Origin of the sequence: Vibrio sp. SALL6 (assembly GCF_002002385.1) — a bacterium.
Lineage (GTDB): Bacteria > Pseudomonadota > Gammaproteobacteria > Enterobacterales > Vibrionaceae > Vibrio > Vibrio parahaemolyticus.
Genome location: NZ_MQVK01000005.1, coordinates 93924 through 113694, shown reverse-complemented (window position 1 = coordinate 113694; position 19771 = coordinate 93924). Strand labels below are relative to the sequence as shown.

General features: G+C 42.2%; 19 protein-coding genes. 14 read left to right on the top strand and 5 right to left on the bottom strand.

All coding sequences use genetic code 11. The annotated features are described in order from the left end of the window. The first annotated feature begins 172 nt into the window (after window positions 1–172). The 7 genes from pyrD (at window position 173) to rmf (ending at window position 8774) form a co-directional block, all read left to right on the top strand. Complete coding sequence (gene pyrD, locus BIW15_RS01705) at window positions 173–1183, top strand: quinone-dependent dihydroorotate dehydrogenase (RefSeq protein ID WP_005458264.1); 1011 nt, start codon at window positions 173–175, stop codon at window positions 1181–1183. A 168-nt stretch (window positions 1184–1351) separates the two neighbouring features. After that, a complete protein-coding gene (locus BIW15_RS01700) occupies window positions 1352–1894 on the top strand; it encodes a cell division protein ZapC (protein WP_005494967.1) in 543 nt (180 codons plus the stop codon). Window positions 1895–2390: 496 nt separating this feature from the next. Continuing rightward, window positions 2391–4514 carry a bifunctional 23S rRNA (guanine(2069)-N(7))-methyltransferase RlmK/23S rRNA (guanine(2445)-N(2))-methyltransferase RlmL gene (gene rlmKL / locus BIW15_RS01695; RefSeq protein ID WP_025441885.1) on the top strand — a complete coding sequence of 708 codons (2124 nt, stop codon included), beginning with the start codon at window positions 2391–2393 and terminating at the stop codon, window positions 4512–4514. 28 nt (window positions 4515–4542) lie between these two features. After that, the gene (locus BIW15_RS01690) at window positions 4543–4785 is read left to right on the top strand and encodes a glutaredoxin family protein (RefSeq protein ID WP_031810488.1); all 243 of its coding nucleotides are present in this window, start codon (window positions 4543–4545) and stop codon (window positions 4783–4785) included. Beyond that, complete coding sequence (locus BIW15_RS01685) at window positions 4763–6682, top strand: ABC transporter ATP-binding protein (protein WP_025629279.1); 1920 nt, start codon at window positions 4763–4765, stop codon at window positions 6680–6682. Before BIW15_RS01690 ends, BIW15_RS01685 begins: the two co-directional genes overlap by 23 nt. A 7-nt stretch (window positions 6683–6689) precedes the next feature. Next, complete coding sequence (locus tag BIW15_RS01680) at window positions 6690–8429, top strand: DUF3466 family protein (RefSeq protein WP_025632351.1); 1740 nt, start codon at window positions 6690–6692, stop codon at window positions 8427–8429. A 171-nt stretch (window positions 8430–8600) separates the two neighbouring features. After that, entirely contained in the window at window positions 8601–8774 is a 174-nt protein-coding gene (gene rmf, locus BIW15_RS01675; protein WP_005494976.1) for a ribosome modulation factor, read from the top strand. Between the two features lie 113 nt (window positions 8775–8887). On the opposite strand, the gene fabA is transcribed toward rmf, so the two are convergent. Both fabA and BIW15_RS01665 read right to left on the bottom strand, forming a co-directional pair. Beyond that, window positions 8888–9406, bottom strand: a complete 519-nt coding sequence (fabA, locus tag BIW15_RS01670; RefSeq protein WP_005390081.1) for a bifunctional 3-hydroxydecanoyl-ACP dehydratase/trans-2-decenoyl-ACP isomerase — start codon at window positions 9404–9406, stop codon at window positions 8888–8890. 70 nt (window positions 9407–9476) lie between these two features. After that, window positions 9477–11114: a Lon protease family protein gene (locus tag BIW15_RS01665; RefSeq protein WP_077280456.1), complete on the bottom strand. Its 1638-nt coding sequence runs from the start codon at window positions 11112–11114 to the stop codon at window positions 9477–9479. Window positions 11115–11324: 210 nt separating this feature from the next. On the opposite strand from BIW15_RS01665, the gene matP reads away from it, so the two are divergent. The 3 genes from matP (at window position 11325) to BIW15_RS01650 (ending at window position 12532) form a co-directional block, all read left to right on the top strand. Continuing rightward, window positions 11325–11774, top strand: a complete 450-nt coding sequence (gene matP / locus BIW15_RS01660) for a macrodomain Ter protein MatP (protein WP_025503614.1) — start codon at window positions 11325–11327, stop codon at window positions 11772–11774. Window positions 11775–11784: 10 nt separating this feature from the next. Continuing rightward, the gene (locus BIW15_RS01655; protein WP_077280455.1) at window positions 11785–12096 is read left to right on the top strand and encodes a DUF3634 family protein; all 312 of its coding nucleotides are present in this window, start codon (window positions 11785–11787) and stop codon (window positions 12094–12096) included. Window positions 12097–12208: 112 nt separating this feature from the next. Then, window positions 12209–12532 carry a hypothetical protein gene (locus BIW15_RS01650; RefSeq protein WP_005457460.1) on the top strand — a complete coding sequence of 108 codons (324 nt, stop codon included), beginning with the start codon at window positions 12209–12211 and terminating at the stop codon, window positions 12530–12532. A gap of 373 nt (window positions 12533–12905) precedes the next feature. On the opposite strand, the gene BIW15_RS01640 is transcribed toward BIW15_RS01650, so the two are convergent. The 3 genes from BIW15_RS01640 to BIW15_RS01630 form a co-directional block, all read right to left on the bottom strand. Then, window positions 12906–14636: an ATP-binding protein gene (locus BIW15_RS01640; RefSeq protein WP_077280454.1), complete on the bottom strand. Its 1731-nt coding sequence runs from the start codon at window positions 14634–14636 to the stop codon at window positions 12906–12908. Continuing rightward, on the bottom strand, window positions 14626–15807 hold the full coding sequence (locus BIW15_RS01635) for an FIST signal transduction protein (RefSeq protein WP_017448554.1): 1182 nt from the start codon (window positions 15805–15807) through the stop codon (window positions 14626–14628). The genes BIW15_RS01640 and BIW15_RS01635 overlap by 11 nt, the downstream gene beginning before the upstream one ends. Window positions 15808–15920: 113 nt before the next feature. Next, the gene (locus BIW15_RS01630; protein WP_005457383.1) at window positions 15921–16277 is read right to left on the bottom strand and encodes a hypothetical protein; all 357 of its coding nucleotides are present in this window, start codon (window positions 16275–16277) and stop codon (window positions 15921–15923) included. Window positions 16278–16533: 256 nt separating this feature from the next. On the opposite strand from BIW15_RS01630, the gene ccoN reads away from it, so the two are divergent. From ccoN to ccoP, 4 genes are read left to right on the top strand one after another with little or no spacing between them, the layout of a single operon-like run. Further along, a complete protein-coding gene (gene ccoN / locus BIW15_RS01625; protein WP_005477654.1) occupies window positions 16534–17961 on the top strand; it encodes a cytochrome-c oxidase, cbb3-type subunit I in 1428 nt (475 codons plus the stop codon). A 12-nt stretch (window positions 17962–17973) separates the two neighbouring features. Further along, window positions 17974–18594, top strand: coding sequence for a cytochrome-c oxidase, cbb3-type subunit II (ccoO, locus tag BIW15_RS01620; RefSeq protein ID WP_005457377.1), 621 nt, complete (start codon window positions 17974–17976; stop codon window positions 18592–18594). 9 nt (window positions 18595–18603) lie between these two features. Further along, on the top strand, window positions 18604–18777 hold the full coding sequence (locus BIW15_RS01615; RefSeq protein WP_005396487.1) for a CcoQ/FixQ family Cbb3-type cytochrome c oxidase assembly chaperone: 174 nt from the start codon (window positions 18604–18606) through the stop codon (window positions 18775–18777). After that, a complete protein-coding gene (gene ccoP / locus BIW15_RS01610) occupies window positions 18777–19751 on the top strand; it encodes a cytochrome-c oxidase, cbb3-type subunit III (RefSeq protein ID WP_005477628.1) in 975 nt (324 codons plus the stop codon). Before BIW15_RS01615 ends, ccoP begins: the two co-directional genes overlap by 1 nt. Window positions 19752–19771 lie beyond the last annotated feature (20 nt).

Genomic DNA, 19771 nt, shown 5'->3' with positions numbered 1-19771 from the left:
TAGATACTGGATATTTCAATGCGGCAAAAAATTGCTAATTCTTTGTTTTTATGAAAAAACTTCTAACTCAATATGCAATTTTACTTAATTCGTTCATTTTCATTGAATTACAATAAAAAACAGTAAATAATATTGACCCGTTTACACGGGGCTTTTTTCTTTCGGAGGCACAATGCTTTACCGTCTAGCCAGAACTGGCTTTTTCCAACTTGATGCCGAAAAGGCACATGATCTTGCAATCAAGAACTTCCAACGCTTTAACGGCACACCACTCGATCTTTTCTATCGTCAGCAATTACCTAACCGTCCAGTAGAATGCATGGGGTTAACATTCCGTAACCCAGTGGGTCTTGCTGCTGGTTTGGATAAAAACGGGGAATGTATTGAAGCATTCGATGCGATGGGATTTGGCTTTGTTGAAGTTGGCACAGTGACTCCTCGTCCTCAGCCAGGTAATGACAAACCGCGTTTGTTCCGCTTGGTTGAAGCCGAAGGCATCATCAACCGAATGGGCTTTAACAACTTAGGTGTGGATCATCTGGTTGAGAATGTGAAAAAAGCAAAGTTCAACTGTGTTCTTGGTATCAACATTGGTAAAAACAAAGATACACCAATCGAGAACGGGGCAGAGGACTACTTGATTTGTATGGAGAAAGTGTACGAATACGCTGGTTACATCGCTGTAAACATTTCTTCTCCAAACACTCCGGGGCTTCGCTCTCTACAATACGGTGAAGCACTCGACGAGTTACTATCAGAGCTTAAAGCGAAACAATCAGAGCTTGCAGAAAAACACGGCAAGTACGTTCCACTAGCACTTAAGATTGCCCCTGATTTGAGCGATGATGAAATCACTCAGATTTGTGAATCACTACTGAAAAACAATATCGATGGTGTTATTGCAACAAACACTACACTGGATCGAACAGTAGTTGAAGGTATGAAACACGCAAATGAAGCGGGTGGTTTAAGCGGTCGTCCGGTGCAATCTCGTTCAACAGAAGTTGTTCGCAAATTGCACGAAGCATTGGGTGACAAACTTCCTATCATCGGTGTTGGCGGCATTGACTCTTATGTTGCTGCAAAAGAGAAAATGATGGCAGGCGCTCAACTCGTACAAGTTTACACTGGCTTTATCTACCATGGTCCTGGCCTAGTACGCGATATTGTTAAAAATCTGTAGCACTCATCAAATAAATCGCTGAGAATTCAACGCTTATTTCAGAAAAAAGAGGAACTCGTTTCCTCTTTTTTTTTGTCCGTTCGTTTGTAAAATTTAGAAAATCATGAGTAGGTAATTAAGCGTCTTACCTCTTTACCATTGATTCACTAGTCAAGAGAGAACGGAATAATGCTTAAACCCAGCGACAAATGGAATTGGTATTTTGACGAGCACAAAGCTTGCTTAATGCTGGATCTGGGGGAGGAAATGATTTTCCAAACCAATCTATCCCGTAAGCTGTTGGTCAACTGTGCCTTCTCAAAAAACGAATTTACAGTCGATGATGCTAGTGCGTTTCAAACGTTTAATGAACGCATTCGTTGTCTCGATATCAATGAGTACCGTCAGGCCGAGCTAACACTTTACTGTGTAGCTGCGAAACGCTTCCATAAACCAGTCCAGCCTAAGAGTTGGTTCTTCGATGCTCAATCAACAGGGCACGAACCAGAAGAAGGGGACATGGTATTTCTATCTAACCGCTATTCTGAAGGCGTTTTCATCGTTTTAGAACCTGGCGAAGCTTCAAGCTTATGCGCGTATGTCGGTCAAGAAGAGTTCATTCTTGATGGCCATAAAACGCTGCAGTTTGGACAACCAATAAAAGTTATGCACGACAGAATGGTTTGTGCGAATCATTTATTTGTCATGGCTCCAATGGCTATGGTGGGTTAAACCTCTTTGAGTTTTCTCTATTTCGTTCCTTTGTTTGCCTTAATCGACCGCCTCAGGTCGATTTTTTTTATCCTTCTCCTTTCAAATACCTTTATTAATCGGCTGAAATCACTGCGTTGTTAAGCACATAACTATGAAGCTGGTCACTTTTATTCCACTTTTTTCATCTTAGCGATCACTAATATTAGGCAACTTATCGCCTAACATTCCCCCATTTCTTCCCCAATACATGCAATTGGTAAGTAAATTACAACATAATTTTACTATTGGTATATACCAATTTTAAGGTAAATAAGTATTCACTTCTTCTTTAAGGTAAGGTTTTTGGTTAGCTAAAAGAATGGGAAAAGAAATGCTCAGCTCGAAATGTAGGAAGTTTCAGATCAAGTGATTGGTGATTGTTTGCGCTGGCGAAACTAAAAACGCCTTTAAAAACGAGGCATTGATCGTAAAGTCAGGTATAATTAAGGCCATTTTTTATTAACGAAAGAACACTATGAATCAATATCTCGCGGTAACTTCAAACGGCATGGAAAACCTGCTTGTTGAAGAACTGACTAAACTAGGCATTGAAAACGCGAAACCAGTACAGGCGGGCGTAAAATTTAAAGCCACGAATGAGCAAATCTATCGTTGTTGTTTGTGGAGCCGCTTGGCATCACGATTTGTACGTGTTTTATCTGAATTCACTTGTAACGACGACATGGATCTATACCTATCTACTTCGTCAATTAACTGGGTGAATCAATTCCACAGTTCTAAGCGTTTCGTTGTGGACTTTAACGGTACCAACCGCGAGATCCGCAACAGTCAGTACGGCGCGATGAAAGTAAAAGATGGCATCGTTGATTGCTTTGAGAAGAAAGGCTTACCTCGACCAAACATCAGCAAAGAACGTCCTGATATTCGCGTTCATGTTCGCCTTCACAAAGATAAAGCTATCTTAGGTGTTGATATGGTAGGTAGTGGCCTTCATCAACGTGGCTACCGTCCGGAATCTGGCCGTGCACCACTTCGTGAAACATTAGCAGCGGCGATCATTATGCGTTGTGGTTGGGACAGTCATCAGCCACTTCTCGATCCAATGTGTGGTTCTGGTACGTTACTGATTGAAGCGGCAATGATGGCTGCAAATATGGCTCCTGGTGTAAAACGAAAGCAATGGTGCTTTGAATCACTTGAAGACTTTGAGCCAGATACATGGGCTGAAATCAAATCAGAAGCAAACGTTCAGGCTAGACGCGGCGTCAAGAAAGTTGACGCTAAGTTTTTTGGCTTCGATAACGACCCGAAAGTTCTGAAAGTTGCACAAGAGAACGCTCGCAGAGCAGGGGTTGAGGAACTGATTGAGTTTGCTCAAGGCGATGCGGCAACTATTACGCGACCTGCAGGTTTTGAAAATGGTGTGATTGTATCTAACCCACCTTACGGCGAACGTTTGGGTACAGAGCCAGGTCTGATTGCGCTTTACACCGCGTTTGGTGGCCAATTGAAAGCAGAATTTGGTGGCTGCAAAGCGTCTATTTTCTCTAGTTCAGATGAGTTGCTGAGCTGTCTTCGCATGCGTGCAGATAAGCAATTCAAATTAAACAATGGTGCGTTACCGTGTCACCAAAAAAACTACAGCATCGCAGAACGTAGTGCCGATGAAGTAAAAGGTGCAGATACCAATACTCAAATCGCTCCTGATTTTTCAAACCGTTTGAAGAAAAACATTGGCAAAATTGGCAAATGGGCTCGTAAAGAGAAATTAGATTGCTACCGCATCTATGACGCAGACCTTCCTGAATATAACGTAGCGATTGACGTATATGGCGATCAAATCGTGATTCAAGAATACGCAGCACCTAAAAATATCCCTGAAGAGAAAGCGAAACGCCGTTTGACGGATATCATTCGCGCAACGATTCAAGTGACAGGCGTAGAAGCGAACAAAGTTGTCCTTAAAGTTCGTGAAAAGCAGAAAGGTCGCAGCCAATATCAAAAGTTGGGTCAGGTATCTGAAACGTTAGAGGTGAACGAGTACGGCGTGAAGCTGATCGTGAATTTGCACGACTATCTTGATACGGGACTATTCCTAGATCATAAGATCACACGTCGTCGCTTAGGCGAAATGGCTCAAGGCAAAGATTTCTTGAACCTATTTGCTTACACAGGTAGTGCAACAGTACACGCGGCAGTTGGCGGAGCTCGTTCAACAACGACAGTAGACATGTCAAACACTTACCTGAACTGGGCAAAAGACAATATGCAGTTGAATGGTTGTATTGGACGCCAACATCGCTTTGAGCAAGCTGATTGTCTGCAGTGGCTTGAAAATGCAAAAGGCGAATACGACCTTATCTTTATTGATCCACCGACGTTTTCAAACTCAAAACGTATGGAAACGTCATTCGACGTGCAACGTGACCATATCAAGCTAATGACGAACTTGAAACGTTTGTTACGAGCAGGCGGTACGATTGTGTTCTCGAACAATAAACGTCACTTTAAGATGGATGAAGAAGGGTTGGCTGAGCTAGGACTAAAAGCTCAGAATATTTCATCGCAAACTTTGCCTTTGGATTTTTCTCGAAACAAACACATCCATAACTGCTGGTTAGTGACACACGCAGAGTAAAGAAACGATTGAGTATAAGGACGTATAAGTGCTGACATTGTATAGCACAGAGGGGTGCCATCTTTGTGAGATGGCATTTGCTCTAGTAAGCCAGGTCGGCCTGGCGGAACAAACAGATATTATCGATATCGCATTCGATGATGATCTGTTTTCTCGTTACGGCGTAACGATTCCCGTATTAAAATATCAAGATTCTGAGTTGAACTGGCCGTTCGATTTAGATGAACTCAAAAATTGGTTGGAAAATAATGGCATTACTTACCATTCATAACGCGCAACTTGCTTTCGGTGATCATCCGCTATTAGACCGCGCAGAGTTTGCTTTGCAGGAAAATGAGCGTGTTTGTTTAGTAGGGAGAAACGGTGCCGGTAAGTCAACGTTGATGAAAGTACTTGCTGGCGACATCTTACTGGACGACGGCAAAATTCAAATAACACAAGACGTTGTTGTTTCTCGTTTGGAGCAAGATCCACCGCGCAACCAAGAAGGTACTGTTTATGAGTATGTCTCTGGTGGCTTAGCGGAAATTGGCGAACAGCTTAAGATCTACCATGATCTTCTTGATCTTGTTGCGCAAGACCCAAGCGAAAAGAACATCAACCGCTTAGCAAAAATTCAAGAACAATTGGATCATTCAAATGCGTGGCGTTTTGATGACCGAGTTAAAAACGTACTTAGTGCCCTAAAGTTAAGTCCAGACACATTACTTCGTGACTTATCTGGCGGCTGGCAACGCAAGGCGGCATTAGCTCGAGCTCTAGTTTGTGACCCTGATGTATTACTACTTGACGAACCAACCAACCATTTGGACGTCACAACCATCGAATGGCTAGAGAACTTCCTGAAAGATTTCAAAGGCTCGATTATCTTCATTTCCCACGACCGCGCATTCATTAAATCTATGGCGACACGTATTGTCGACTTAGACCGCGGGCAACTTTCCTCTTTCCCTGGTGATTACGACAATTACTTGCTTGAGAAAGAAGAGATGCTTCGTGTTGAAGAGATGCAAAACGCTGAGTTCGACAAGAAACTGGCTCAAGAAGAAGTGTGGATTCGCCAAGGTATTAAAGCGCGTCGTACTCGTAATGAAGGACGAGTGCGCGCACTTAAGAAACTTCGTGAAGAGCGTCGCGACCGCAGAGAAGTGCAGGGTAAAGTTAATCTCAATATCGATGATGCGTCACGCTCAGGCAAAATCGTCTTTGAAGCAGAGAATGTGTCTTTTGCTTACGACGGTAAGCAAATTGTTGATAACTTCAGCTTCAACATCATGCGCGGCGATCGTATTGCCCTTATTGGTCCAAATGGCTGTGGTAAAAGTACCGTACTGAAGTTATTGCTTGGGCAAATCGAAGCTCAATCGGGTCGCTTACATTGTGGTACCAAGCTAGAAGTCGCTTACTTCGATCAATACCGTGAGATCCTCGATCCTGAGAAAACTGTTATCGACAACTTAGCGGACGGTAAGCAGGAAGTAATGGTAGGTGGTCGTCAGCGTCACGCTTTAAGCTATCTTCAAGATTTTCTGTTTGCACCAAAGCGCGCTCGCACGCCAGTTAAAGCCTTATCTGGCGGAGAAAAAAACCGATTGTTGCTCGCTCGTATCTTACTGAAACCTAATAACTTACTTATTCTTGATGAGCCAACCAACGATTTGGATATCGAAACGTTGGAACTTTTAGAAGAAATGCTTGCCAATTATCAGGGTACGTTGCTGTTAGTAAGTCACGACCGTGAGTTTGTTGATAATACAGTAACGACTAGCTGGATTTTTGAAGGTGATGGTGTAATCGAAGAGTTCGTGGGTGGTTATCACGATGCGAAGCAGCAACGTGATCAAGCACTTGCCGTTCGTTTTTCGACGGAAAAACCAGCGAAAAAAGAGAAAGTGGTTGAGGAAACTCCCAAAACAACTCAACCTAAGAACAACTCTAAGAAGTTATCGTATAAGCTGCAAAGAGAATTAGAAGCTCTTCCAGCTAAGCTAGAACAGTTAGAATCGGATATTGAAACTCTGCAAGAACAAGTGAATGACCCTGAGTTTTTCGCTAAGCCAGTCGAGCAGACTCAACCGGTATTGGAACAACTTGCTGCTTTAGAGCAGGAGTTAGAAATCGCATTCGAGAGATGGGAAGAACTCGAAGCAATGCAACAGGATAGTTAAGAATTCAATGAATTGTAGTAACAAATTCAAATTAACCGCTGTCGCTTTGATGGTGGGTACCGCAATGAATGCAAACGCAGCATTGTATCAAGTCATCGAAGTATCGCCAGAAGTGAACGGCGATGTTGTTGATTATCAAACCGCTTATGGTGTTGCCATTCAACAGGGTGATGTAATCGATGCGTCAACAGACTCTCCATTTGCCCTAGGTTGCTTTGATGCGACGGCAAACTGCACTCCAGAGCAATTTAAGCTTGCTGTTGAAACTCGCACGACACCAATATCTGCAAGCCAAGAAGTTGATGGTAATAGCTACCGCGAAGAAATCCCTTTTGCGATGGATGCTGGTTTTTACTACCTTGATGAAGTTGGAGATTTCGAACGTTATTGCAAAAATGAAAAACGTTACTCAACGTGTGATTCATGGGCTGCTGTTAACTGGTCTCCTTGGGGTAAAGAACGCTACAGTAAAGACTACACGTCCAATGCCCTTGCGTTTGTAGAGAACAGCGCTGACGCTTACAAAAATGAATATAACAATGTCATCAACAGTTTAACTGAGTCAGGTCAGGCTGTAGGTAACCAAAGTATCGTAAGCGCATCTGATTCAGCGACGTTAGAAACTCGTAACACAGTTGTAGCACCGACTTTGCCAAATATTGTGCCTAGCTCTGAAACTGCTGAAGTTGTTGAATCTAGAGCATGGAAAACGGATGGAACATTTACCGTTGGTAGTATTTCAGAAAAGGCTTCTAATACTAATGGGGCTCACCATACGTCTAAGGCAGCAATCTGGGACAAAAGCGGTTTGATATCTCAAGTTCCTTGGCCGAGTACCAATTGGAAAGATGGGGAACGTTTGGCTCAAGGAAGCATGCGAGATTTTGTTGTCGATGGAACCACCATTTATGGTGTGGGATACAATACTTACTCAAAAAATGATAACTATCTAAACGCGACTGTGTTTGTTGGAACTTTGGAGTCAGAAAGTTCTTTAAGCAATATTAGTACCTGGCAAAACAAGGTAGTGGTAGGAGCGCGGCAACGAGAAGGAGATGACACTGTTCATTCGAACTCTCGTTTGACAAATGTAAACAAAAATTTCGTTGCTATTGGTGAGGCCAAACGTTCAGGTGCGTACCCTATGCCGACCGGCTCCACTCCAAATCGTTTGTTTATTGTTGATGATGTTCGCTCTGCATCTCTGAGTGCTATTTACCCAACGACGGGCATCTTCTTCAACGGTGCGGGCGGTAAAATGGGTGGTATCAACGCTTACAACGAAATTGTGGGTCAGTTAGATGCGGAATCTACCCGTGAAGATGATGGCAAACCTCGTCGTAAGCGTGGTTTCATTTATCCATACATCCAAGATGATGCAAACAATGTGAGAGCTGAAACACTGTTTGATGGTAAAGCGTGGTTCCTAGATACATTGACAAACGGTGGCGAATATTCAGAGGCAAATAACGCATTCCGTATTATTGATGCAACAGATATTAATGATGCAGGTGTAATATCGGCTACTGCCATGAAATGTGCAGGCGGATATAACTCTACAGCGCATAACGCTTCTTGTAATGGTACTGAAGAAATTGTTGCAGTGAAATTAATGCCAATTCCTAACCAAACGAAAGAAGATATCGTAGCGCGAAGCGTGGAATCAGACAGCGCTGAACGTCAAGGCGCAGGTCTTGGTTGGTTAGCTTTGACCATGCTTGGTTTGTTTGGGTTCCGTAGAAAATAGTCAGTAATTTTTAATTCAAGCAGAGGCTCACAGAATTGAGCCTCTGCTTTTTTTATGCCTTGAGAAATTGCACAATTTGATCGATTCTTATAAGTGGAGTCATAAAAACTCCATTAAAGTTTCACAATAACAGCTGTACGTTAGTAAATGGACCTGTATGAGGAATTAACTATGAAGAGACAAAAGCGTGATCGCCTAGAACGAGCTCAATCTCAAGGCTATAAAGCTGGGTTGAATGGAAGGTCTCAAGAGGCTTGCCCGTATCAACAAGTAGACGCTCGGTCGTATTGGTTAGGTGGTTGGCGTGATGCCAGAGATGAAAAACAATCTGGTCTCTATAAATAACTCTCCACATACAACAGAAGGATTCGAAAGGGCTCGTAGAGAGCCTTTTCTCGTAATGACTAAGCATAAAAAAGCCCCAGATAGGGGCCTTAAAAATTTATAGAGAAGGGTAACTAGAAGCTCGAAGTATCTTGGAACAAGCCAACTTTAAGATCCTTCGCAACATAAATTTCTTTGCCGTCAACGCATACGCGGCCGTCTGCTAGACCCATCACTAGTTTACGGTTCACAACGCGCTTCATATGAATTTCGTACGTTACTTTCTTAGCAGTTGGCAGAATTTGGCCAGTAAACTTCACTTCACCAACGCCAAGAGCTCGACCTTTGCCTTTGCCGCCGACCCAACCTAAGAAGAAGCCCACTAGCTGCCACATGGCATCTAGACCGAGACAGCCTGGCATTACAGGGTCACCAGGGAAGTGACAATCGAAGAACCAAAGATCTGGAGTAATATCCAACTCTGCAAGAATTAAACCTTTACCAAAATCACCTTCTGTTTCAGACATTTTAGTAACTCGGTCCATCATTAGCATGTTTGGTGCAGGAAGTTGTGGGTAACCCGGACCAAAAAGCTCGCCTTGGCTAGAAGCAAGAAGATCATCGCGGTTGTAAGAATCACGTTTGTTTTGCATTATCAATTACTCCAATTTTTGACAGATGCATGTTAGTGAACACGTGTACGCTAAACAACTCCGATCAGTACTAGACAAACCAGTTTTTGATGCGCTGCACAATTCCTTCTGGATGCTCATGTCTTTCAAAATTTTCAATACGTTCGGCGATCTTGCCGATGACGCTATCATCTTCGCCTCTGAATGATTTGCCCATTAGAATTGGTATTGCTTCATCAACGGTAGAAACCGACCAAATATGGAACTCACCATTCTTAATGCTTTCTATGACATCTTTATGTAAAGCGAGGTGCTTCAAGTTCGATTTAGGCATAATAACGCCTTGATGACCAGTGAAGCCTTGGTGTTTACAAACTTGATAGAAACCTTCGAGCTTCTCATTTAAACCGCCTACTGCTTGTACTCGACCAAATTGGTCCACCGCGCCAGTCACCGCGATTTGTTGATTAACCGGTGATTCAGACAGTGCACTTACCAAACAACATAACTCTGCCAATGAAGCACTATCACCATCCACTTCACTATAGGACTGCTCGAAAACAATAGACGCAGAGTAAGGCAGTGGCTCATCCAAATTCAAAGCAGAGCTTAGAAATGCTTGCATGATCATCATGCCTTTCGCATGAAGATTGCCTCCAAGTTCAGCTTTGCGCTCAACATCGGAAATGTCACCATCTCCAAAGTGAATAACACATGAAATTCGCGCTGGCTCGCCATAAGAGACAGGATGCCCGGCCATATCAATAACCGTGAGTCCGTTAATTTGGCCGACTTGTTCGCCAGTAGTCTCAATGATGACCTGACCATCAAGAATGTCATAAACTGCACGTTGAGGAAGGTAAGACTCTCGATAATATTTATCGTCGATGGCTTTATCTATCGCCACATAATCAATGATATTTTGATCGCTAAACTGAGCTGCTAAGCTAAGTAGTTGGCAATGCCACATCACACCTAAAGGCAAATAATGTTGGTCCTCAGTTAAACGCATGCCTGCTAATAGTAACCGTTGAAAAGCACCTTCATCCAACGATGGGAAACCGTACTCCGAACAAATCCAATTCACCAAACCTACATACAACTCTAAGTTACTTGCAGATAAGTGGATATCTTCTTCAACCTCGGTATACATCGTTAGGCCGGTTGAAAAATCTTCGTCAACATACTCAAGGTCGGCCAATTGATTACGATCGCCAGTAACAATAATCTTAACGTCAAATTCTTTTTCATCGGCCGTTAAAATAGGTAGTCGAGTAGGGCTTACATTCAAGGGTTTTACTGGCTTTCCTTGAATGGCAGACTTAATGCTCGGCCAATATCCGGGATTCGCCAAAATGAGGTTCGCTGGTAAAATCAAATACCCGCCGTTAGCCTTGGAAAGTAATCCAGCTTCAACTACAACATCGCCTTTTAAATCAACACTGTAGCGATCAAACAAGAGCTTTGCGTCCAAAGACTCTGTCATTATTGCAGGCTCTAAACCATCAGTGACCACGTCACAAATAAACTTACGATAAACCGTATTATCTGCACAGTTTATTACCAAAACTCGAGTCAAGCCTTTGATTTTCTTGAATCGTTCAACAGTAGCGAGGAGTCTTGGTTGAAGTTCTACGAACTTCTTCTTAGGTAGAGAGGAGGCAGATTTTAAAATGTCTTCGTACTGTTCGAACGAAGGAGTCACGTCTTTCCAATTAAGTTGATTCATTTAATTTCATCATTATTCAATATTGCGGTCATTATAACGAAAGGGCTCTAAACTCCCTAGTGCCAATTGGTGTAGTTGTAAATGCAAATAACTCGTTGAGTATCATTTGGACAAATGAGTGATCAACATCGATACTTCAAAGAGTTTTCATTGATGAATAACTATAACTGGGTTACGCTGTCACCAGGTTAGCTTTATGAGTCAGAAAGAATGAAATATCAGCAACTTGAAAATTTAGAATGTGGATGGAAGTGGAAGTATCTAATCAAAAAATGGAAAGATGGTGAAGCGATTACTAGACATATTGATACAAGTGAAACTGATGCAGCTGTCGCCGAGTTACGACGCATAGAGCACGAACCTACATTAGTGCTAGCTTGGATTGAAAAACACATGTCTGAAGAGCTAGAGAACAAACTCAAGCAGGCAATTCGCGCAAAACGAAAGCGCCACTTCAACGCAGAACAAGTTCATACCAAAAAGAAATCGATCGATCTTGATTACCGTGTTTGGGAAAAATTATCTAATCGAGCCAATGAACTTGGGTGTACGCTGTCTGATGCCATTGAATATCTACTTTCAGAAGCCTCAAGAAGTGAAAAAGCAAGCCAGAAAGTTACGTCCATCAAAGAAGACTTGAGTAAGCTACTATCCAGCTAAGGAGTGTTAGATGCTATATGTGATATTAATTGCTGCAATCGTCATATTCTGGTTGATCGCCGTGGATAGACCCGTGTTAAAAGTGAGTTTTGATGACGGCCACTTGAGCAAGGTAAAAGGGCATATACCTCCATCTTTTAAACATAACTTACAAGATATTGGCGAACATGACCCGTTTACTGGTGAACTCAAAGTGTACAACCAACGCTCCAGAATGAGGCTGGTCTTTTCTAAAGACGTACCAAAGAAAGTTCAACAACGAATTCGAAATGTTTTTCCTCATCAAGGTTTCAAAGCTAATAAAGGCAAGAAACAAGCTTAGCCGACATATCAATTACTTATCTACGTTAAACGGGACGCAAAATTGTGTCCCGTTTTAGCATTTGACGCATAAAAAATTACAATCAGTCCATTTATCAAAAATGGATTTACGAATGCGATACGTTGTCACTTTATTTTTATTATTGTTACCCACAGCGTCAACATTGGCCGATGATTCAGAAACAAATCCAGTGGCTAAGAAAATTAAATCGACGCTACAAAAGAAAGTCGATAAGCAGTTCGACCAATATGATGGTTATTGCGATTTAATGATTGAAATGGAACATAAAGGAAAAGTAGCAATAGTAAAACGAGTTACTGGAAGCGGAGATACAAAAGTTTGCCGTTTTGCTCGTTCAAACTTAAAAACCGGTAAGCGATATCGTTACAAATATCCTGAAAAATATATCCGCATACATATAACAACTGGTTCGTGAACCTTCAGTTTAAAGTAAGCAAGACCGAGTTACCGTAGATCAATTGATTTCTATAATCCGTAGATAGAAGTAGCATGGGAATGAATTGCAAAAAAGTTTGATAGACTTGGATTGTCAAGCATTTCAATAACTTGCGCTGAATTGGCCTTAGTGATGTAAGTCCACAGGAACCACTATATCAGTGCGCATTATGTATATTATGTTAAATTAAGTGTAACCATACGTCAGATTCTTGCTACTTTGCTCTCCTATCTCTTTCAGATTTTAAATTTGAGCTAACTTTAGATAGCTGATTAAACATAATCAGTATTTACCATAAAATACTTAATATAGATCTTAATAATCTATCGATTGTTAAGATCTATATTAATGACTACGCCGTTTCTATTAATGATTGTATAGCTTCATAGATATCTTGCCTGCGAACTGGCTTTGATACAAAACTATCCATGCCAGCGTCTAAGCACTTATCTTTATCACTTTCTAGCGCGTGCGCTGTTAAAGCGACGATTGGAATTGTGATTCCTTTCTTTCTAATCAGCCTAGTTGCCGTTATTCCATCCATTACTGGCATCGAGACATCCATCAAGATCATATCAATTTGAGTATCGTTTTCTTCAAGAAATGTAAGCGCCTCTGCGCCGTGGCTTGCAATATGAACATTATGGCCAAGCTTGTTAAGAATCAATTTAATGACAAGTTGATTTGATTGAGTGTCTTCGACAATAAGCAAGTTTAGAGCTTTGCTTGGTCTATTATGCTCAATTTTTACAGGACGACTTTGGTTGTAACGTGTCAGAACTGGAATTCGAATGGTGAAGTCAGAACCCTCATTCTCGCGGCTTTTTACAGAGATTTCACCTCTCATCATTTCAACTAAGTGCTTGGTAATAGCAAGCCCTAAGCCTGTACCACCAAACCTTCGAGTAATTGAGCGATCACCTTGATGGAATGCCGTAAACAAATGGGCTTGTTTTGCTCTCGAGATTCCAATTCCGGTGTCAGATATAGAAACTACAATTTCGTCATTTTCTTCAGCGACAGAAACAGACACACTTCCTGAGTCCGTAAACTTAATGGCATTCCCAATCAAATTAAAGAGAATTTGTGACAGCCTCGTCGAATCAATCCAATACTGTTTGTCTGATGAGATCTGACAATCAAAGTTAAAAGAAAGATCCTTAGTTATAGCTACTTGTTTTTGCTGAGAAATTACAAAAGTTACAGTGTCATTTAAATGTATCCACTGTTCGTTTAATTGGAAGCTACCGGATTCAATTTTTGAAAGATCGAGAATGTCGCTAATGATGGCTAGAAGAAGCTCAGCGGAGCATTCCATTTGATTGAGGGCATCAAATTGTTCATCTGATAAGGTAGATTGTCTCAGGATGTCTAGCATTCCTAAAACTGAGTTAAGAGGCGTTCTGATCTCATGGCTCATCATTGCCAAAAACTCAGATTTTGACTGGTTGGCTAGTTCTGCTTCTTCACGAGCTCTTGCAAGTTGAGTCGTTCTTACCTCAACAATACGTTGTAACTTTTCCTTTGTTTCTATGTCGATAACAGCACGTTCTATAAGGGGTCTAAAGCGCCTTAGAGTCTCTTTGTTTTCAATACTAAAATGCCCTTTTTGAGCTCCAATTAATAGTATGATGCTTTGTGTTACTTCCGAACGAATGCCCGTTAAAATTACGGAGTTAACATGTGTTTTAACAAAGCTATTTAAGTTCTCAAACTCTAACAATTTCGCTGGCTCGAATAATAGAATACACTCGCTGTTTAATGCGCGCTCCATCGTGTTACCGTGTAACCATTCTACCTTGTCAAACACGCTATTGGTTGAGATTAACGTCTTGAACGGATAACGGCTGTCATCGCGCGCGATGACAATAAAGTCTTCAAAACTGATGTACTTTTTTAGAACGCTGTTTAGCCCCGAAAAAATTTCATTACGATTTTTTGCCTCGCTCATTGCAGAGATTGCTGAAAGAATCGCTTTGTTTTCATCGGCAAGCAATTTTTCCCGTTGTTTGGTCTGCTTTAGCTCAACTAACGCTTCTTGTAATGCTTCTTGTTGGTATGTGTCTAAATATTTATCTTTCATAAGGTTTATGGAAAATCGCTGATGAGATCATCAAGTTTCCATGTCCATTTTCGCCGCCGATAAATCTTCCCTGCTCACCAAAGGTAAATGGGCATATAAATGGCAAGTGTTCCAGTTCCTGATTAATTTGTTCGCAAACGCTATTCATGTCTTGCATTAAGTGCAACATCGGTCCTGCACAAAATATATTTATGACACCAATTTTTCGAGATTCTTCTAATTTTTGGTTAAATGCGGCATTCACGACTTTTGCCGCTCGAGCGATTAAATGCTCCCTACTCCCTTTCATCAAAGTAAGCTCTTCCCCTACCGAAATCTGGGTAAATAGCTCAATCCCCCCATCTTCGGTCTCACGTATTGGATGGGAAAGCTTGTAATAAGGTCTATCGTACAAATGTCCGGCAACTCTTCCCAAGGGATAAGCGCTGGAGTTGGTAAAGAGTAGGTTTTCTTTGCTAGTTAGGTTTTCTTGATGACGAGTCCACTTTCGATAAGTATCTAGTGCTGATTCACCATCTATTTCCAGTAAACACCGCCCTTTTGCTTTGGAAACAATGCCTTTGATGTTGGTTGGTGTGTGACCTGCACTAAAAGCAATATCAACGGGATTAGAGGAGTAAAATAGTGTGAGGCTAATCCCTTGCTTTTCATGGCCTTGCGCTGTAATCACTGACCATTTTCCCTCGATGTGGTTATCTGCTGCTGAACCGCCAATGATAGGAACAAGTGTGCCGAAGCGTTCGTCGATCGATTCGATAATCTTTTCTTCTTTCCCAGGAGTTGCATGAAGAAGAATTAAGTTAGGTACTTCGCCAATTCGATTAGCATTTTGAAGAGCCATATCTAGAGCGACGGAGACACACTCATTTTCTTCACAATTAGAAATACCGGTTCCATAAGCATGTGGGCCTGAGTCATAGATAGCCATAGCCGCTATGACTGGCCCAACGTGAAAACCCTGATCGGTCATAATGGCTTGGCATGAACTTGAACCGTGGAATGGAACACCAGGGAAATATCTAAGAAAGGCAGAGCGAATGGCTCTGAAGTCGTACTCTTCTGTGTAATAACAGATGATATAAGACAAGTGTTCTTGCCTCAGCTCTGAACGAAGCCTCTCTACTGCTAAATATTCGTCGGTAATATGGGTAAATACTGATTGGCACTGCATACGCTTTTATTATTGTTTGTCACGTTACTGTTATACCATTACGACAAATTATCGTTAGGCTAGAGGGTTCGAATTTCACAAAGAAGATGCCATTATCTCGTGTCAGATCTAATTTATAAATGCACTAAGACAATATTTTGGTTTATTTTGAGCTTAATCGTTTTGGTTGCAGATATAGCATTCCATTCAGCTCTATAATGATTGTCGCTTATACTATCAAATACACCAGATTGATTCAGATCAATTTTTAGACCTGTACTTTCAGTTGTTTCAATCAAAATCCCACTCGAATCACGATTAATCGTGATTTTATCTTCACCAATTGTTACATCGCATCGCTCTTTTTGTGAACAGTCAACACTTGTGCTGGTCTCGTGCGTAAAGGTTCTCCAGAAAAACGCACCAACTAAAAGACTGAGCATGATTAAGATTTGTGCAAGTCTCGCCTTTGTTAACTTTTGTGCAGGCATAATTACTAATATCCTTGTTACAAACTTCAAACTTTTTAAATAAAAAATGATTTCCAGAGCTCCAGTAAGGTTACTACTCTGTCATTGAATTGTTAATTCAAGTATAGTGTCACGCTGAAAATGCCACTTTTTATTAAAGTCAGCAATAGAAATAAGGTGATGATAACACTTGAGTTCTAGAGTTTACTTGGGTGGTGTTACGACGCAAGTCGTGTTGGAAGTAAAGTGTAGTTAATTAGAAATTGGAAGCATGCAAATGAGCCAAGTAAAGCAGCTTGAACAAAACTACAACTATACAGTCGTTCGCCAATTTACCCTTGTGACCATTTTATGGGGCATAGTTGGTATGGCTGTTGGTGTTTTGATTGCCGCTCAATTAGTTTGGCCACAGCTAAACTTTGATACGCCGTGGTTGACGTACAGTCGTTTACGTCCACTGCATACTAATGCGGTAATTTTTGCGTTTGGTACTAGTGCCCTGTTTGCAACATCTTATTATGTTGTTCAGCGTACATGTCAAACACGTCTTTTTGGTGGCCCACTCGTTGCCTTCACCTTCTGGGGTTGGCAAGCAATTATCCTAGCCGCAGCGATTTCTCTACCTCTAGGTTTTACCTCAGGTAAAGAGTATGCTGAACTAGAATGGCCTATTGATATCGCTATTGCGATTGTATGGGTTTCATATGCAGTGGTGTTCTTTGGAACGTTAGTGAAACGAAACACTTCCCACATTTATGTGGCGAACTGGTTTTTCGGTGCATTTATCATCACAGTAGCAGTACTTCACATCGTGAACAGCATGGCTATCCCTGTATCACTAGGTAAATCTTACTCGATTTATTCCGGTGCGGTGGATGCAATGGTGCAATGGTGGTACGGACACAACGCGGTAGGTTTCCTACTCACCGCTGGTTTCCTAGGTATGATGTACTACTTTGTACCTAAACAAGCTGAACGTCCTGTTTATTCTTACCGTCTGTCTATCGTTCACTTCTGGGCATTGATCTCTCTATATATTTGGGCAGGTCCTCACCACCTTCACTATACTGCGCTACCAGACTGGACACAGTCTCTGGGTATGGTGATGTCTCTTGTTCTATTTGCTCCTTCATGGGGTGGTATGATCAACGGTATTATGACGTTGTCTGGTGCTTGGCATAAGCTTCGTTACGACCCTATTCTACGATTCCTAATCGTTTCATTGTCTTTCTATGGTATGTCTACTTTCGAAGGTCCGATGATGTCGATTAAGACAGTAAACGCACTATCTCACTACACAGACTGGACCATTGGTCACGTTCACTCTGGTGCGCTAGGTTGGGTTGCAATGGTTTCAATCGGCTCAGTTTACCACTTAGTCCCTCGCCTGTTTGGCCAAGAGCGCATGTACTCTGTGGGTCTGGTCAACGTCCACTTCTGGTTAGCAACAATTGGTACGGTTCTTTATATCGTAGCAATGTGGATCTCTGGCGTGATGCAAGGCTTGATGTGGCGTGCAGTTAACTCTGACGGCACCCTGACTTACAGCTTCGTAGAGTCAGTTGAAGCATCTTACCCATTCTACTTTGTACGTTTCCTAGGAGGTTTCATCTTCCTATCAGGTATGTTCTTAATGGCATACAACACGTACAAAACGGTAAGTGCGCCAAAAGAAAGCCTCAAGGCTATCCCTCATCCGGCATAAGGAGATTTAAGAATGAGTAATAATTCTAATAATCGCCATGAAATTCTAGAACGTAATGTCGGTTTGTTGGCTATTTTTATTGTTTTTGCAATCAGCTGGGGTGCTCTTGTTGAAATCACTCCTTTGATTTTCCAAAAGCAAACCACAGAAAGTGTAGAAAACTTACGAGTCTACACTCCTCTGGAAATGGAAGGTCGTGACATCTATATCCGTGAAGGTTGTAACGTTTGTCACAGCCAGATGGTTCGTCCTTTCCGCTCTGAAACGGAACGCTACGGCCACTACTCTGTAGCTGGTGAAAGTGTGTGGGAACATCCATTCCTATGGGGTTCTAAGCGTACAGGTCCTGATTTGGCTCGTGTCGGTGGTCGTTATTCTGATGAGTGGCACCGAGTACACCTACTTGACCCTCGCGAACTAGTTCCTGAATCAAACATGCCTGGTTTCCCTTGGCTTGCTGAGAACGTATTAGATGGCAAGCTGACTCAGAAGAAACTTGAAGTGTTCCGCGATCAGTTTGGTGTTCCATACGAAGATGAAACAATCGCGAATGCGGCTAAAGAAGTAGAAGGTAAAACAGAGATGGATGCAATCATCGCTTACCTTCAGTCTCTTGGTCATGCAATGAAGTAAGGGGATCATATGGATTTCGGTACAATTCATAGTATTTATACCGTAGTGCTCTTCGCGAGTTTTATCGGCATCGTATGGTGGGCATTTAGCAAGAAGCGTAAAGCACGCTTCGAAGAAGATGCCAACTTGGTGTTTGCTGACGAAGAACAAACGACCCCAAATAACCAAGGAGTGAAGAAGTAATGACTACATTCTGGAGTCTCTGGATTATCGTGATTACTATCGGTACGCTAGTAGGCTGTGCGATCCTCCTGACTTGGTGCGCCAAAGATAAAATGGGCGTCGAGGAAGGGGAAGACATGGGCCACGAGTACGATGGTATTCGCGAGCTAAACAACCCTCTACCGAAATGGTGGACTTACCTTTTCGTAAGCACGTTTGTGTTTGCTGCAGTTTATCTAGCCCTGTTCCCAGGTCTAGGTAGCTTTAAAGGCTTTTTAAACTGGCAAAGTTCGGCTCAAACCGTTCGTTCGCTTGAAGAGTCAAAAGAAGCTATTGCACAGGCACAAGAAAATAAACAACTCAACCAATACGCAAAAGAATTGGATGATGCGGATGCCTACTTCGGCGAAGCATTCCGTAAACTTGCTCATAATGCGAATGGTCTACGCCCTGTTCCTGAGATCGCGCAAGACCCAGAAGCATTAAAAGTTGGTCAACGTTTGTTCTTGCAAAACTGTTCACAATGTCACGGCTCAGATGCTCGCGGTCAAAAAGGTTTCCCTAACCTAACTGATGACGCATGGCTATATGGCGGTGAGCCAGCAGCAATCGTAACAACCATCATGCATGGCCGTATTGGTCAAATGCCAGCATGGAAAGATGCGCTTGGTGAGCAAGGTGTCCAAGAAGTAGTAAGTTACACATTAAGCCTATCGGGTCGTAAAGTTAACGCTCGTGAAGCTGCAGCAGGTAAAGCTCGCTTTGTTGTGTGTGCAGCGTGTCATGGTACAGATGGTAAAGGTAACCCAGCAGTTGGTGCCCCTGACCTAACTGACCAAGACTGGCTATTTGGTGACTCGCGTGCTGCCGTAACTGAAACCGTAATGAATGGCCGCTCTGGTGTTATGCCAGCATGGAAGGACATTCTAGGTGAGGATAAGGTTCAACTTGTTGCCTCTTATGTCTGGAGTTTAAGCAACTCAGACAATAAGTAACATTTCAATAACAGCCCCTT

Bases quoted from the DNA above. Each gene is read 5' to 3' on its own strand.
- pyrD (WP_005458264.1), top strand. From the start codon at position 173: ATGCTTTACCGTCTAGCCAGAACTGGCTTTTTCCAACTTGATGCCGAA.
- BIW15_RS01700 (WP_005494967.1), top strand. From the start codon at position 1,352: ATGCTTAAACCCAGCGACAAATGGAATTGGTATTTTGACGAGCACAAA.
- rlmKL (WP_025441885.1), top strand. From the start codon at position 2,391: ATGAATCAATATCTCGCGGTAACTTCAAACGGCATGGAAAACCTGCTT.
- BIW15_RS01685 (WP_025629279.1), top strand. From the start codon at position 4,763: ATGGCATTACTTACCATTCATAACGCGCAACTTGCTTTCGGTGATCAT.
- BIW15_RS01680 (WP_025632351.1), top strand. From the start codon at position 6,690: ATGAATTGTAGTAACAAATTCAAATTAACCGCTGTCGCTTTGATGGTG.
- rmf (WP_005494976.1), top strand. From the start codon at position 8,601: ATGAAGAGACAAAAGCGTGATCGCCTAGAACGAGCTCAATCTCAAGGC.
- fabA (WP_005390081.1), bottom strand. From the start codon at position 9,406: ATGCAAAACAAACGTGATTCTTACAACCGCGATGATCTTCTTGCTTCT.
- BIW15_RS01665 (WP_077280456.1), bottom strand. From the start codon at position 11,114: ATGAATCAACTTAATTGGAAAGACGTGACTCCTTCGTTCGAACAGTAC.
- matP (WP_025503614.1), top strand. From the start codon at position 11,325: ATGAAATATCAGCAACTTGAAAATTTAGAATGTGGATGGAAGTGGAAG.
- BIW15_RS01655 (WP_077280455.1), top strand. From the start codon at position 11,785: ATGCTATATGTGATATTAATTGCTGCAATCGTCATATTCTGGTTGATC.
- BIW15_RS01650 (WP_005457460.1), top strand. From the start codon at position 12,209: ATGCGATACGTTGTCACTTTATTTTTATTATTGTTACCCACAGCGTCA.
- BIW15_RS01640 (WP_077280454.1), bottom strand. From the start codon at position 14,636: ATGAAAGATAAATATTTAGACACATACCAACAAGAAGCATTACAAGAA.
- BIW15_RS01635 (WP_017448554.1), bottom strand. From the start codon at position 15,807: ATGCAGTGCCAATCAGTATTTACCCATATTACCGACGAATATTTAGCA.
- BIW15_RS01630 (WP_005457383.1), bottom strand. From the start codon at position 16,277: ATGCCTGCACAAAAGTTAACAAAGGCGAGACTTGCACAAATCTTAATC.
- ccoN (WP_005477654.1), top strand. From the start codon at position 16,534: ATGAGCCAAGTAAAGCAGCTTGAACAAAACTACAACTATACAGTCGTT.
- ccoO (WP_005457377.1), top strand. From the start codon at position 17,974: ATGAGTAATAATTCTAATAATCGCCATGAAATTCTAGAACGTAATGTC.
- BIW15_RS01615 (WP_005396487.1), top strand. From the start codon at position 18,604: ATGGATTTCGGTACAATTCATAGTATTTATACCGTAGTGCTCTTCGCG.
- ccoP (WP_005477628.1), top strand. From the start codon at position 18,777: ATGACTACATTCTGGAGTCTCTGGATTATCGTGATTACTATCGGTACG.